Annotated in this window: 11 protein-coding genes; 5 read left to right on the plus strand and 6 right to left on the minus strand. The window is 73.1% G+C overall.

What is annotated here, in order from left to right:
• Positions 1-47: 47 nt before the first annotated feature.
• Positions 48-1,214, minus strand: a complete 1,167-nt coding sequence (locus ACGFQ9_RS16705; protein ID WP_393574526.1) for a cystathionine gamma-synthase — start codon at positions 1,212-1,214, stop codon at positions 48-50.
• Positions 1,215-1,264: 50 nt separating this feature from the next.
• Between ACGFQ9_RS16705 and ACGFQ9_RS16710 the strand changes: the two genes are divergently transcribed.
• The 5 genes from ACGFQ9_RS16710 to ACGFQ9_RS16730 all read left to right on the plus strand — a co-directional run bounded on the left by ACGFQ9_RS16710 (position 1,265) and on the right by ACGFQ9_RS16730 (position 6,388).
• Entirely contained in the window at positions 1,265-2,377 is a 1,113-nt protein-coding gene (locus ACGFQ9_RS16710; RefSeq protein ID WP_393574527.1) for a hypothetical protein, read from the plus strand.
• A 231-nt stretch (positions 2,378-2,608) separates the two neighbouring features.
• Positions 2,609-4,213 carry a M48 family metallopeptidase gene (locus tag ACGFQ9_RS16715; protein WP_393574528.1) on the plus strand — a complete coding sequence of 535 codons (1,605 nt, stop codon included), beginning with the start codon at positions 2,609-2,611 and terminating at the stop codon, positions 4,211-4,213.
• Entirely contained in the window at positions 4,210-5,319 is a 1,110-nt protein-coding gene (locus ACGFQ9_RS16720; RefSeq protein WP_393574529.1) for a hypothetical protein, read from the plus strand. Before ACGFQ9_RS16715 ends, ACGFQ9_RS16720 begins: the two co-directional genes overlap by 4 nt.
• A gap of 103 nt (positions 5,320-5,422) precedes the next feature.
• Positions 5,423-6,085 (plus strand): peptide-methionine (S)-S-oxide reductase MsrA, encoded by a 663-nt coding sequence (msrA, locus tag ACGFQ9_RS16725; protein WP_393574530.1) that lies wholly within the window; start codon positions 5,423-5,425, stop codon positions 6,083-6,085.
• A 21-nt stretch (positions 6,086-6,106) separates the two neighbouring features.
• A complete protein-coding gene (locus ACGFQ9_RS16730) occupies positions 6,107-6,388 on the plus strand; it encodes a hypothetical protein (protein WP_393574531.1) in 282 nt (93 codons plus the stop codon).
• Between the two features lie 262 nt (positions 6,389-6,650).
• Here ACGFQ9_RS16730 and ACGFQ9_RS16735 read toward each other — a convergent pair whose 3' ends face one another.
• From ACGFQ9_RS16735 to ACGFQ9_RS16755, 5 genes are all read right to left on the minus strand, one after another.
• Entirely contained in the window at positions 6,651-7,316 is a 666-nt protein-coding gene (locus tag ACGFQ9_RS16735; protein WP_393574532.1) for a response regulator, read from the minus strand.
• A complete protein-coding gene (locus ACGFQ9_RS16740) occupies positions 7,309-8,451 on the minus strand; it encodes a sensor histidine kinase (RefSeq protein ID WP_393574533.1) in 1,143 nt (380 codons plus the stop codon). Before ACGFQ9_RS16740 ends, ACGFQ9_RS16735 begins: the two co-directional genes overlap by 8 nt.
• A gap of 4 nt (positions 8,452-8,455) precedes the next feature.
• The gene (locus tag ACGFQ9_RS16745; protein ID WP_393574534.1) at positions 8,456-10,705 is read right to left on the minus strand and encodes an MMPL family transporter; all 2,250 of its coding nucleotides are present in this window, start codon (positions 10,703-10,705) and stop codon (positions 8,456-8,458) included.
• Between the two features lie 111 nt (positions 10,706-10,816).
• A complete protein-coding gene (locus tag ACGFQ9_RS16750; RefSeq protein ID WP_393574535.1) occupies positions 10,817-13,018 on the minus strand; it encodes a sulfatase-like hydrolase/transferase in 2,202 nt (733 codons plus the stop codon).
• 122 nt (positions 13,019-13,140) lie between these two features.
• On the minus strand, positions 13,141-14,196 hold the full coding sequence (locus ACGFQ9_RS16755; RefSeq protein WP_393574536.1) for an NAD(P)-dependent alcohol dehydrogenase: 1,056 nt from the start codon (positions 14,194-14,196) through the stop codon (positions 13,141-13,143).
• Between the last annotated feature and the right edge of the window lie 133 nt (positions 14,197-14,329).

The following is a 14,329-nucleotide window of genomic DNA, read 5'->3' on the forward strand; positions in this document are numbered from 1 at the left end:
GCGGGGCCGTCAGGGTCAGGGCCGGACCGCTCCGGTGTCCCGGATGTCTAGGCCAGGGCCTGGGAGAGGTCCGCGAGGAGGTCGTCCACGTTCTCGATGCCCACCGAGAGGCGGACCAGGTCGGACGGGACCTCCAGCGCCGAGCCGGCCGCCGAGGCGTGCGTCATCCGGCCGGGGTGCTCGATCAGCGACTCCACGCCGCCAAGGGACTCACCCAGGGTGAACAGCTGCGCGCGGTTGCAGACCTCGACCGCCGCCTCCTCGCCGCCCACGACCTGGAAGGAGATCATTCCGCCGAAGGAACGCATCTGCTTGGCGGCGATCTCGTGGCCCGGGTGCTCGGGCAGGCCGGGGTAGAGGACCTTGGTGACCTTCGGGTGCTTGGTCAGCATCTCGGCGACGCGGGTCGCGTTCTCGCTGTGCCGGTCCATGCGGACGGCCAGCGTCTTGATGCCGCGCAGCACGATCCACGAGTCGAACGGACCGGCCACCGCGCCCATCGCGTTCTGGTGGTACGCCAGCTCCTCGCCGAGCGCCGCGTCGGCGGTGACCAGCGCGCCGCCGACCACGTCCGAGTGTCCGCCCATGTACTTGGTCAGCGAGTGCACGACCACGTCCGCGCCCAGGGCGAGCGGCTGCTGCAGGTAGGGCGAGGCGAAGGTGTTGTCCACGACCAGCTTGGCGCCCGCGGTCCGCGCGATGTCCGCGACCACCGCGATGTCGGTGATGCCGAGCAGCGGGTTGGAGGGGGTCTCCACCCAGATGACCTTGGTCTTGTCGGTCAGGGCGGCGCGCACGGACGCCGGGTCGGAGGTGTCCGCCACCGACCACTCCACGCCCCAGCGCGAGACGACCTTCGCGAACAGGCGGAACGTACCGCCGTAGGCGTCGTTCGGGATGACCACGTGGTCGCCCGGGGAGAGCAGGGTGCGCAGCAGGCAGTCCTCGGCCGCCAGGCCGGAGGCGAAGGCCAGGCCGCGCCGGCCGCCCTCCAGCGCGGCGAGGTTCTCCTCCAGCGCGGTCCGGGTCGGGTTGGCGCTGCGGCTGTACTCGTAGCCGCCGCGGAGTCCGCCGACGCCGTCCTGCTTGTACGTCGACACCTGGTAGATGGGGGGAACGACCGCGCCGGTCAGCGGGTCGGCCGTGTTGCCCGCATGGATGGCGCGGGTCTCGAAGCTCTGGTGCTCGTGGCTCTGGTGGCTGTCGTGGCTCATGGAGCAGAGCCTATTCGCCTCCGGGCCGGTCCGTCTGGTTCGCTTGAGGCATGGAGATTCTCTGGTTCCTGATCGCGATCGGCATGCTGGTGGCCGTGCTGACTCCGTGGATACGGCGCCGCCGCGGCGGTGTCGGACCGCAGCTGGTCGCGCCCGGCAGCCCCGACGCGGCGGACCCCGCGGACTACGGCTTCGTACGGCAGGAACAGCTCGACATCCGGGTCCCCGGGCCCGACGAGGACCTGATGGACGCCCTCGCGGTGGTCCAGGGCACGCAGAAGTGGCAGGCCGCCTCCCGGCTGCTGGCCGGCACCCCCGCGGAGGGCGAGGTGCGCTGGCAGCGGGTGCAGGCGTTCGCGGGCGCGGCCGCCCTGGAGCTGGCGCAGCAGCCGGGCACCGGCGCGGGCTGGCTGAAGGCGTGGCGGCTGGAGGCGGAGGAGGACCCGGGCGGCGCCCAGGTGCACGCCGAGTTCCTGGTGCAGCAGGCCTGGCGGCAGTCCGGCGGCGTCGGTTCCACCGACCACCGGATCATCCTGGAGGAAGCCCGCGAGGCCTGCGCCAAGGCCGCGGCCCTGGCCCCCGGCGACCCCGTCCCGTACATCACGGAGCTGGCGATCGCGCGCGGACTGGCGTACCCGCCCGCCGAGTTCGACGCGCTGTGGGCGAAGGTGATCGACCGCGCGCCCGCGCACATGGGCGCGCACATCGCGGCGCTGCACTACCTGTGCGAGAAGTGGCACGGCTCGCGCGCACAGGCCGACGCCTTCGCGCAGGCGGCGGCCGCCCGCGCCCCGCAGGGCTCGCTGCTCGCGGCGCTGCCGCTGTTCGCGGTGTACGAGCACCTGCCCGACGTCGCCCTCGTGCGGGACTTCTTCGGGAGCGCGGTGGTCAGCCGTGCCGTGGAGGGCGCGCTGTACGCGGCGCACGGCGCCCGCGCGGACGACCCGATGCTGCCGCACGTCCGGCACCTGCTGGTGTTCTTCCTCGTCAACGGCGAGCGCTGGGCCGAGGCGATGGAGCAGGTCAGCCACGTGGACGGCTACGTGGGCGCGCTGCCCTGGTCGCACAACCCGGACCCGGCCCACATGTACGCGGTGTTCCGCGCCCTGGCGGTCGGCGGTTACGAGGCCAACGGCGGCTCCCCGGCCACCCTGCCCCACTGACGCTCCGGCGCGCCGGCAGGCCGGCAGGCCGGCGCGCCGACCCGGAGCTCCTCGGACCTCTGCGGACCTCTGCGGACCTCCACGGACCCCACACGCAATCAGGTTTCCCCCACAGGCCGCACGCTGCATACTCATCAGGCTTCACACCAGCAGCGACATCAACACAAGCAACAAATCAAGCACCGACACGCGCGAACCGCGCGTGTGCATCCTGTGGGGGGATCCGTCCGAATGGGCGCATATCTGCGCGCCTTGCGCGCACTCGTACTGCTCGCCGGCTTCTATCTGCTCGGTCTCGTCCTGATCGCCGCCCTGGCCGGCGCCGACTGGCTCGTGATCACGAAAACCGACGCCGGCCCGCTCACCGCGAAGATCGTCATCGTGTCGGTGGTCCTCTCGATCCCGATCCTCCGCGGCATGACCATGCTGCGCACCCCCAAGCCGGAGCCGACCCCCGGAATCCGCGTCACCGAAGCGCAGGAGCCCCGGCTCTGGGCCGCCGTCCGCGAACTCGCCGACCAGGTCGGCACCCGCGCCCCCGACGAGATCGTGCTCGTCGACGAGGTCAACGCGGCCGTCCGCGAGGAGGCCCGGCTGCTCGGCCTGCTCGGCGGCAAGCGCACCCTCTTCCTCGGCCTCCCCCTCATGACCGGCCTCGACGAGACGCAGCTGCGCGCCGTCCTCGGTCACGAACTCGGCCACTACAGCAACTCCGACACCCGCATGATGCCGCTCATCGTGCGCGGCCGGACCCAGCTGGTCCGCACGATCGCCCACTTCCACGAGCGCGCCGACAACAAGGTCGCCAAGGAGACCGCCAAGCAGGAGAAGGCCGCCGAGAAGCGCCTCGCCAAGGGCAAGAAGGCCAAGGCGGTCGACACCACCGGGACCGGCGTCACCTACCGCGCCATGGCGAAGATCTACACCGCGTACGGCAACTTCTACCTGCGGGCCACCCGTTCCACCTCCCGCCGCCAGGAGTTCGCCGCCGACCTCGCCGCCGCCCGCATCTGCGGCCGCGACGCCTACGCCTCCGCCCTGCGCGAGCTCAACGCGCTCTCCCCCGCACACGAGTTCTACATGGGCTCCTACGCCACCCTCGGCGTCGGTGCCGGCCTGCTCCCCCGCCCCGGCCAGTTCTTCGGCGGCTTCGCCGAGCTCCTCGCCGCCCGCACCGCCGAGCTCGACGACCTGCGCAGCGACCTGCCGACCGAGCAGGCCTCCCCGTACGACAGCCACCCGCCGCTCGCCGAGCGCGTCGCCCGCATCGAGGCCCTGCCCGACGACGGCCGCCCGGGCGCCGGCTCCGCCCGCCCGTCGCTGGAGCTGCTCTCCGACCCGGCCGCCGCGTTCACCGCGCTGGAGCGGGAGGTGCTCACCCCCGAGGCCCTGGCGATGCCCCGGATGGACTGGGAGGACCTGGTCCACAGCAGCATGAGCCAGTACGTGGCCCAGGGCACGGAGGACATCCGCACCGCCCTCACCGCCGAGGGCACCGACGGCACGCTCCCCTCCCTGCTGGACGCGATCGACGCCGACCCGGCCGTGCTGTGGCGGATCGCCGACCACTTCCCGAAGTCGGAGCAGGCCGCGGCGGCCACCGGCCGCGCCGCCCGCGAGTTCGCCCGCCCGGCCGTCCGCCGCGCCCTCAACCAGCTGGTCACCGTCGAGCTGACGGCCCGCGGCACCGCCCGCTGGCAGCTCTCCTGGTCCGACTCGGCCTCGGTCCGCTACCCGGCGGACGGCTTCGCCGACCAGCTCACCCTCGCCCTGGACGCGGCGGTCGCCGACCGCCCCGACACCGCCCCGCTCCGGAAGCTGGTGCCCGCCTCGTGATCCGCATCGTCCTGGTCGTCATGCTGCTCGTCGCCCTGTTCAAGCTGTGGCAGGCCCTGCAACAGCGGCGCAAGGCGACGGGTGTCTGGGTGGGGTCGGGGTCCGCCCACGGCCAGGAGAAGTCCGCGGCCGCGGTCGTCGCCCTCGGGTTCGTTCCGGGCGAGGAACTCGACACCGAGCACAGCGCCCCGCCGCCGGCCGAGGTGACCGCCGTCCTGGACGCGGTCCGGTCCGGGGACTGGGAGGCCGGTGCGGCCTGGATCGAGGCGGCCGGCACCGACTGGGACAGGCGCGTCGGGCGGATCGGGCAGGTGGCGGAGCTCGCCGTCCAGGACGACGGCTGGCTGCGGGCCTGGCGGGCCGCCCGGCCCGGGGACGCGACGGCCACAGCCGTCGACGCCGACGCCGCCGTACTGCTCGCATGGGAGGTCCGCGGCTCCAAGCTCGCGAAGTACACCACCGAGGAGCAGTTCCGGGTCTTCCACCAGCTGCTGGGCAAGGCCCAGGAACTGGTGCACGAGGCCCAGCGGGTCGCGGACCCCGCGGACCCCGTCCCGTACATGCTGGAACAGCCGATCGCCATGGCCTTCGGCTACCCGCACGAGCGGTACGAGGCCCTGTGGGCCGAGATCGTGAAGCGCGACCCGAAGGTGCTGGCGGCGCACACGAGCGCGCTCCAGTACTGGTGCGCGAAGTGGCAGGGCTCCCACGAGCTGGCCGAGTCCTTCGCCCGGCGGTCCGCGGACGCGGGCGACCCCGGGGACCTGCTGTCCCTCCTCCCCCTCTACGCCTTCTTCGAGCACGAGACGTACGACAGCGAGCTCGACCCGGACACGTACTACAAGCGGCCGGAGATCGTCGAGGCGGCGACGAAGGCCCTCGCCGACGTCGAATCGGCCGACCCCGGCGACCGGCGCACGGCGCAGGTGCGGCACATGCTCGCCTGGGTCCTGTACTGGCAGGACCGGTACCTGGCGGCGGCCGAGCAGTTCCGGGCGGTCGACGGGTACATCGGCGCCGCACCGTGGATCTACACGACCGACCCCAAGGGCCGGTACCTCCGGATGCGCGACTACACCGTGCGCCAGGTGACCCCGGGCCTGTAGGCGGCGCCCCTGCGCGTAAGGGTTCCGTAACCACAGCCCCCGGGGGAGGGGGGAATCACCGGCCCCCCTCCCCCGTTCTCCTGGGTACACATCAGGAGGACGCATGTTCACGTACCGCCGTACGCCCGAGCTCCCCACCGCCGAGCAGGCCCTCAAGGGCCGCCCGGAGCCCCTCTTCACCCTGCCCGCCCGGCACACGGTCCTCGGGAACCCCCTCTCCGGCCCCTACCCGGAGGGCCTGGAGGTCGCGGACTTCGGCCTGGGCTGTTTCTGGGGCGCGGAGCGCAAGTTCTGGCAGACCCCGGGCGTGTGGACCACGCTGGTCGGCTACCAGGGCGGCTACACGGAGAACCCGACGTACGAGGAGGTCTGCTCCGGCCGGACCGGCCACACGGAGGTCGTCCGGGTCGTCTTCGACCCCGCCGAGGTCTCCTACGAGACCCTCCTGAAGGTCTTCTGGGAGGCCCACGACCCCACCCAGGGCTTCCGCCAGGGCAACGACGTCGGCACCCAGTACCGGTCCGCGATCTACACCCACTCCGACGCCCACCAGGCCACCGCCGAGGCCTCCCGAGCCTCCTACCAGCGCGCCCTGACCTCCTCCGGCCACGGCCAGATCACCACGGCGGTCCTCCCCGCCGCCGACCGCCCCTTCTGGAACGCCGAGGAATACCACCAGCAGTACCTCGACAAGAACCCCGCGGGCTACTGCGGCATCGGCGGCACGGGCGTCTCCTGCCCCATCGGCCTGGCCAAGGCCGAGTGACAGCGGCGGGGGACTCAAGCTGTGGCGCGAATCGCCCCGGCGGCGCTGCCCTCGTTCACCCGGGAACTGGATGCCGCGGCCGACCAGTCGCGGCAGGGTTCCGACCTCGCCCCGTTGCGCCGCTTCATCACCCAATGGGCCGTCTACGTCCACATCCAGCGGCAGCCACGACTGGCGGCGGAGATGCGGCGGTGGGAGGACGCGGCGCAGTCGGCCGACGCGACCGAGGCCCGGCGTGCCGCCGCCGAGATCGGCAGAATCCTGGACCAGGCCCACGCCGCCCTCTCCCTGCCCGAACAGTGAGCGAGGAATGCCGCTGGGAGTACGACCCTGACCACGCGCATGTCGCGGGTGGCACTCCCGACCACGTCGTGGCCGAGGTCGAACGCCTGGCGGACCAGCTCGTGGCTGGCCGCCATGGGCATCGATGTCGGTGACATCGGCAACGCCCCCGGTCAGGCGGCCTGCGCCGGATGGACGCTGCCGACGGCTGGTTCTACTACCTGGCGGCGCCTCGGGCGCGGCTGATCGTGATCGTACGGATCGTGCCGCCGTTCAGCGCTCTTCAAGGACGGCGGCGGTCCGTGAGGAGGCCCTGGTCGAGGGCGACGACCACCGCGTGGGTGCGGTCGCTGACGTCGAGTTTGGCGAAGACGCGGAGGAGGTGGGTCTTGACCGTGGCTTCGGCGATGACCAGGCGTCTGCCGATCTCGGCGTTCGAGAGGCCGTCGGCGACGGCGGTCAGGACGTCCTGTTCGCGGGCGGTCAGGACGACCGGGGCGGGGCGGCGCATGCGGGCGACCAGGCGTTCGGCGACGCGGGGGGCGAGGACGGTTTCGCCGCGGGCGGCGGAGCGGACGGCCTCGGCGAGCTGGTCGGCGGTGGTGTCCTTGAGGAGGTAGCCGATCGCGCCCGCCTCGACGGCCCGTTCGATCTCCACGTCGGTGTCGTAGGTGGTGAGGATGAGTACCCGGGTGGGGGCCGGGCCGGCGGCGATCGCGGCGGTGGCCGCGACCCCGTCCATGACGGGCATCCGGAGATCGACCAGGGCCACGTCCGGGGTCAGGCGGGCGATGAGGTCGACCGCTTCGCGGCCGTCGCCCGCCTCGCCGACGACCTCGATGTCCGGGACGGGGGCCAGGAGGGAGATCACTCCTGCGCGCATGACCGTGTGGTCGTCCACCACCACGACCCGGATCGGCTCGGGCGCGGGCTGTGCGCTGTCAGGCATGGTGAGCTCCCGTGGTGTGGAGGGTGGCCAGGATGCGGGTGCCGTCGCCGACCGAGCTGGTCACCGTCAGGTCGCCGTCGAGTTCGGCGAGGCGTTTGCGCATGCCGTCCAGGCCGAAGCCGTGGGATTCGGCGACCACGAAGCCGCGTCCGTCGTCGGTGATTTCGAGTTCGATGGCGTGCGGGTGCTGGGTGAGGACCACCAGGACCGTGCTCGCGTCGGCGTGTTTGCGTACGTTGGCCAGGGATTCCTGGGTGCAGCGGAGGAGCGCGATCCGGGTCTGCTGGTCGCAGTCGACGTCCTCGGGAAGGTCCGCGTCCACCGTGATCCCTGTGTCCTGGGCGAAGCGTTCCAGGGTGCGGCGCAGGGTGGGGACCACGGAGCCGGGGGTCAGGCCGCTGTGCGGGGCGGAGCCGACCAGGACCCGGGCTTCGGCGAAGTTCTCGCGGGCGGTCTGCTCGATGGAGCGGAGTTGGCGTGCGGTGCGTTCCGGGTCGCCGCCGAGTCCGGCCCGGGCCGCCTCGGCCAGGACGATGATGGAGGCGAAGCCCTGGGCGAGGGTGTCGTGGATCTCCCGTGCCATGCGTTCCCTTTCGTCGGCGGCCCCTTGGCGGCGGTGGGCCTCGGCCAGCTGCTCCTGGGTGAGGGAGAGTTCGGCGGCCAGTGCGGTGGCCCGGGCTTCGGTGTCGGCGAGCAGGCGGTGCAGCAGGAGGCCGGCCACGACGGACACGAGGTAGCCGATGAGGGTCGCCGCCGCGTTCCCCGGCGAGTCGAGCCAGAGGCTGCCGGCCACGGTGGCCGCCGCGGCGCAGCCGCTGAGCAGCAGGGCGGCCCGGGGGCCGCGGGACTGGAACCAGAACTGCGGGAGGGCGGCGACGAAGAGGGCCGCGCCGCCCCCGGGGAGGGCCGCCATCACCCCGAGCCCGAGGGCCAGCACCCATAAGTAGAGGGGGCTGTGGTCCCGGGCCCGGTGGACGGCCGCGTAGGCGAAGGCGGCGCCCACCAGGAGCAGGGAGGCCGCCTTCGCCGGCCCCGAGTCGTCGCCCGTGGCGATGGCCGAGGGGACGAGGCCCAGGAGGAGCCAGGCGGCGGTGTACCAGCGGTGGAGGTCCCTGCGGCCCGGTCGGTCGGTCATGTGGTCAGCCTACGGAGACCGGCTGACGGTCCGTCTGCTCGGGGTGGGCGGTAGGGAGCGTTCCGCGTGCGGGCCACCAGTTGGCCTCGCCGAGCAGCAGCATCAGGGAGGGCAGGACCAGGATCCGGATCACGAAGGCGTCCAGCAGGACCGCGGCGGCGAGGCTGAAGCCGATCTGCTTCATCTCGATCAGGTGCAGGGCGGCGAAGCTCCCGAACACCGTGACCATCACCAGGGCCGCGCTGGTGACCACTCCGGCGGAGGAGGACAGGCCCTCGATGACGGCCTGCCGGGTGGGGGTGCCGTTCAGGCGGGCCTCGCGGATCCGGCTGATCACGAACACCTGGTAGTCCATGGAGAGGCCGAAGAGGATCACGAAGAGGAACAGCGGGACGCGCGAGCCGATGGAGCCGGTGGACTCGAAGGCGAGGATCCCCTCGGCCCATTCGTTCTGGAAGACCAGGACGAGCAGGCCCAGCGAGGCGAAGGCGGAGAGCAGGTTGAGCACGACTCCGACGAGGCCGAGCACCACGGACCGGAAGGCCCACACGGTCATGGCGAAGGTGACCAGCAGCAGCGCGCCGACGATGAGCGGCAGCTTGCTCTTCTGGTGGGCGGGGTAGTCGGCGTAGCGGGCGACCTCGCCGGTGACGGCGACCTCGGTCCCGGCGAGCGCGCCGACGGTGCCGGGGACCAGTTCGGTGCGGAGCCTCTTGAGGGAGGCCTCGGCCTCGGGGCTGCTCACGGAGTGCGGTACGGCCATCTCCAGCAGGGTGACGCGGCGGTCGTCGGAGACGCGCAGGACGGGCGTGCCGCCGATCGCCGGGTCTTCGGCGTCGGCCCGGTCGGCGAGGGTGCGCAGGGCGCCGGCGACGTCCTCGGCACTCTCGGCGTCGGCGCGTACGACGACCTGGTGCATGGCCTTCAGGTCGGGGTAGGCCGCCATCAGCCGGTCGTAGGTCTTCATGGCGGGGATGGCGCGGGAGTGCGTCTCGCGGCTCATCTCGGTGATGTTGATGTTCAGTACGGGCAGGGCGAGGGCGACGAGGGCGAGGCCGGAGACCGCGAGGGTGGCGGCGGGGTGCTTGGCGACCGGGCGGAGGACGGCGGCGGTGATCCGGCCGCCGCCGGTACGCGATCCGGTACGCGGGGCGCGCCGGGTGCGCAGGGTGCGGCGTACGGGCTTGCCTGCGGCGGCGCGGGCCTCGGCACGGGCCTGTCGGCGGGCCGTGCGGCGTTCGGCGCGGTCGCCGAGCTTGGCGAGCACGGCGGGCAGGACGGTGAGCGAGCTGAGGACGGCGACGAGGGTGACGACGACGGCCCCGGTGGCGATGGAGGAGAAGATGACGTCGTCGGCGAGGTAGAGGGTGGCGCTGGACACGGCCACCGCGAGTCCGGAGAGGACCACGGCCCGGCCCGAGGTGGCCGCGGCCAGTTCCACGACGGCTTCGGTGGTGAGGCGGCCGCCGGCCCGGGCCCGTTCCTCGCGTTCCCGCTTGAGGTAGAAGAGGGTGTAGTCGACGCCGACGGCCAGGCCGATCAGCAGGATGACGTTGGTGCCGACGCCCGCGTCGGGGAAGACGTGCGAGGCGAGCATCGACAGGCCGACCGCGGCGACGATCGAGGAGAGCGCCAGCAGCAGCGGTACGACGGCCATCATCAGGGAGCCGAAGACCAGCAGCAGGGTGATGAGGGTGACGGGCAGGGCGATGACCTCGGTGCGGGAGAGGTCCTCGCCGCGGAGCTTGTCGACGCCCTTGCCGATGGAGGGGCTGCCGACCTCCTCCACGGTCAGCCGCGGGTGGGCGGCCCGGACTTCGGCGGTCTGTGCGAGCAGCGGGTCGACGTGCTTCTTCCCGTCGAGCTCCGCGCCCTTCATGGTGACGTCGACGCGCAGGGCCGTGCCCGCGGCGTTCGGCACCGGGTCGGCGACCGACAGGACCTCGGGGAGCTGTCGCATCCGGGTGCCGATCTCCCGGGCGGCGGCTTCGGCCTCGGCGCGGTCGAGCGGGCCGGTGCCGGGTGCGGCCTGGATGAGGACGCGTTCGAGGGGCTTCTGCTGGAGGCCGCCGTCGGCGGCGAGGGCCTCGGCGCGGCCGGCCTCGCCGATCCGGAAGTCCTCTGAGGTGGCCGGGTTGGAGCCGAGGGCGATGCCCGCGCCGAGGCAGAGGACGACGAAGAGGAGCCATCCGGTGATGGCCTGCCAGGGGTGCCGGGCGCTGTGCCGGGCCATGCGTACGGTGAGGTTCTTCATGCCGTTCAGCCTCGCCGCCGGGGGTGTTCCGCCGACAGGATCGGCCGGTTGGACCTGTTGTCCACCGGTCGGTGGACAAGGCGCCCCGACGGGAGCGCGGCGGGGGGTGGTTCAGGCGCGGAGGACGATCAGCCAGGGCTCGGCCCAGGAGGTGTGGTCGAAGGCGGTGTTGCCGCCTGCGTCCTCGACGACCAGGTGGAGCAGGCGGACGCCGCGTACGTCGAGGTCGACGCGGGCCGGGCCGCCCGCCCCGGTGAGCACGCCGCTGGTGAACAGGGTGCGGCCGTCGCCGACGACGCGGGCCCGGGTGGCGCCGGCCGCGGACTGCGCGGTGGAGAAGTCGTCGATGCCGACCAGGGCCGTGAAGCGGTCCGCCCGCACGCCGAGGTGGTAGACGATCTCCGACGGTGCGTGCACGCCCAGGCCCTTGGCGTACGTACGCCCGCCGAAGGAGATGGCGGTGCCGTCCCCGGCCGGCTTGCGGCCGTTGGAGCGGTCGAGCTCGACCGGGCCCCAGCCGTTGGCGGCGGAGACCCAGGGGAGGTCGCTGAGCCAGGAGTCGCGGGCGGGCGCGGGCGGCAGGACCGTCCAGGGGCGGGCCGCGGTGAAGGCGTACGCCGAGGTGGCGGCATCGGCGGTGAGCGGGTGGGTGGTGCCGGGGAGGGCGGTCGGGGGCGGGGTGATCCGCCAGGTGGTGGTGAGCGCGGCGCCCGGCGCGAGGGAGGCCGCGGTGGCGGGGCCGGTCGCGGTGACGGTCCAGCCGGCCGGGGCGCGGAGGGTGACCCGGGCGTCGGTCCAGGGCCGGGCGGTGCCGTTGGCGAGGGTGGTGGTGACGGTGCCGGCGGCCGGATCGGCCGTGGTGGTCAGGCCCCAGGGGCGGCGTGCGTAGGTGTCCGCCCAGGAGGCCTGCAGGAGGGCGGTCAGCGAGGTGACCAGGGCGGGGTGGGCGGCGGCCACGTCGCGGGTCTCGCCGGGGTCCGCGGCCAGGTCGTACAGCTCGAAGGCCCACTGGGCGTCGGGGGCGGTGCGGTCGCGGGCCGGGGCGAAGCGGACGGCCTTCCAGTCCTCCTTGCGGACGGCCTCGGCGATCTGCTTGGCCCGGCCGCCGTCCTGGGCGTTGGCGCGGCTGGTGACGCCCTGCTCGTCGCGGTACCAGTACAGGTGCGAGTGGTACGGGGCGAGGTCGGCGCGGCCGTCGAGCACGGGCACGGCGGACAGCCCGTCGATGTCGGCGGGGGCGGGGGCGCCGGCCAGGTCGGCGAGGGTGGGCAGCAGGTCGTAGAGCGGGGTGGGACGGGAGCTGGTGGTGCCGGGGGCGATGCGGCCGGGGGCCCAGGCGAGCAGCGGGACGCGGACCCCGCCCTCGTAGAGGTTCCGCTTGTACCCGCGGAGGGGACCGTTGGCGTCGAACAGGTCGGGGTTGACGCCGCCTTCCTCGTGCGGCCCGTTGTCACTGGCGAACAGCACGACGGTGGAGCCGGCCACGCCGAGCGCGGCGAGCCGGTCCACGATCGTGCCGACGTGCTGGTCGAGGCGGGTGATCTGGGCGGCGTGCCCCTTGTTCTGCGAGGTCCAGGAGCGGGAGGCGTAGGCGCCGGTGTCGGGGACGTCGGAGGGGGCGTGCGGGAGGGTGGGCGCGACGACGAGCAGGAACGGGTCGGCGCCGCCGGCGTGCTCGTCCAGGAACCCGAGGGCCTTGGACACGATCAGGTCCGGGGCGTAGGAGCCGGTGGCGACAGCTTCCTCGGCGCCGTTGTGCCAGAGCCGGGACGGGTAGTACTGGTGGGCGTGGGAGTGGTCGATGTAGCCGTAGAACTCCTCGAACCCGCGGGAGTTGGGGTGGCTCTCCTGGTCCGCGGCCTCCGGTCCGAAGCCCCACTTGCCGAAGAGCCCCGTACGGTAGCCGCGGGCGCGGAGCACCTCCGCGAAGGTGGTGTCGCCGGCCCGGAGGGAGCCCTGGCCTCCGCTGCCGGGGTTGGCGCGGACTGCGGAGTGCCCGGTGTGCAGACCGGTCAGCAGGGAGGCCCGGGAGGGTGCGCAGACGGCGGCCGCGGAGTAGGCGTCGGTGAAGCGCAGTCCCTCGGCGGCGAGCCGGTCCAGGCGGGGGGTGGCGATCAGCTTCTGGCCGTACGCGCCGAGGTCGCCGTAGCCGAGGTCGTCGGCGAGGACGACCACCAGGTTGGGCGGGCCCGGAGCGGCGGCCCCCGTGCCGGACTCCGCGGCCCGCGCCGGGGTGGTGCCGGCCAGGGCGGGCAGCGCGGCGAGGCCGGCCGCCGCCGCGGATCCGGCGAGGAAATGACGGCGGCTCGGCATCGCGGACTCCTGTGCGCTGGGGCTGACGGGATGTGAACCGATCATGCGCGGCGGGCCCGGCCGGGATCCATGCACAGGGTGTGAACTGCTTGTGACGGCGGTCCGGTGCGGTCCGCGCCGCCTCAGATGGTCGAGTTGTCGATGACGAAGCGGTAGCGGACGTCGCCGGCGATGACCCGCTCGTACGCCTCGTTGATCTGGTCGGCGCGGATCAGTTCGATCTCCGCGCCGAGTCCGTGCCCGGCGCAGAAGTCCAGCATCTCCTGGGTCTCCGCGATGCCGCCGATCATGGAGCCGGTGAGGGACTTGTTGCCGTTGATGACGGAGAACAGGTTGAGGGAGACCGGCTCCTCGGGGGCGCCGACGTTCACCAGGGCGCCGCCGGTCTTCACCAGGCCCAGGTAGGCGGTGAAGTCGAGCGGGGCGGACACGGTGGAGACGACCAGGTCGAAGCGGCCGGCCAGCTGCTCGAAGGTCGCCGGGTCGGCGGTGGCGTGGAAGTGGTCCGCGCCGAGGGCCAGGCCGTCGTCCTTCTTCCGCAGGGTCTGCGAGAGGACGGTGACCTCGGCGCCCAGCGCCTTGGCGATCTTGACGCCCATGTGGCCGAGGCCGCCCAGGCCGACGATGGCGACCTTCTTGCCGGGGCCCGCCTGAGCGCGCTTGAGCGGCGAGTAGAGGGTGATGCCGGCGCAGAGCAGCGGGGCGGCGACGTCCAGGGAGAGGGCGTCGGGTATGCGGACGGTGTAGTTCTCGTCGACGACGACGTGGCCGGCGTAGCCGCCGTACGTCGGGGCGCCGTTGCGGTCGAGGGCGTTGTACGTGAAGACGGGGCCCTCGGCGCAGAACTGCTCCTCGCCGCGGAGGCAGTACTCGCACGCGCGGCAGGAGTCGACGAGGCAGCCGACGCCGACCCGGTCGCCGACGGCGAACTTCGTGACCTGCCCGCCGACGGCGGCGACCACACCGGCGATCTCGTGGCCCGGGACCATCGGGTAGATGCCCTCGCCCCAGCCGTCGCGGGCCTGGTGGATGTCGGAGTGGCAGATGCCGGCGTACTTGATCTCGATGAGGACGTCCCGCGGGCCGACGGCGCGGACCGGGACGGTGGTCCGCTCCAGCGGGGCCTTGGCGGCGGGGACGGCGTAGGCGACGGCCTCGGTGACGGTGGCCTGGGACATGCGGTGACTCCTCGGATCGTGTCCGTCGGTGGTGCTGGTGCGTGGTTGACGGGCACCACGATGCCGGGGCGGGGGCGGGCCACCCAGCCCCCTGGCCTGCCTAGGACCGGCGAACCTACCACCGACAGGGTCA

It is taken from the genome of Streptomyces sp. NPDC048603 (assembly GCF_043199475.1).
Taxonomy (GTDB): Bacteria; Actinomycetota; Actinomycetes; order Streptomycetales; family Streptomycetaceae; genus Streptomyces.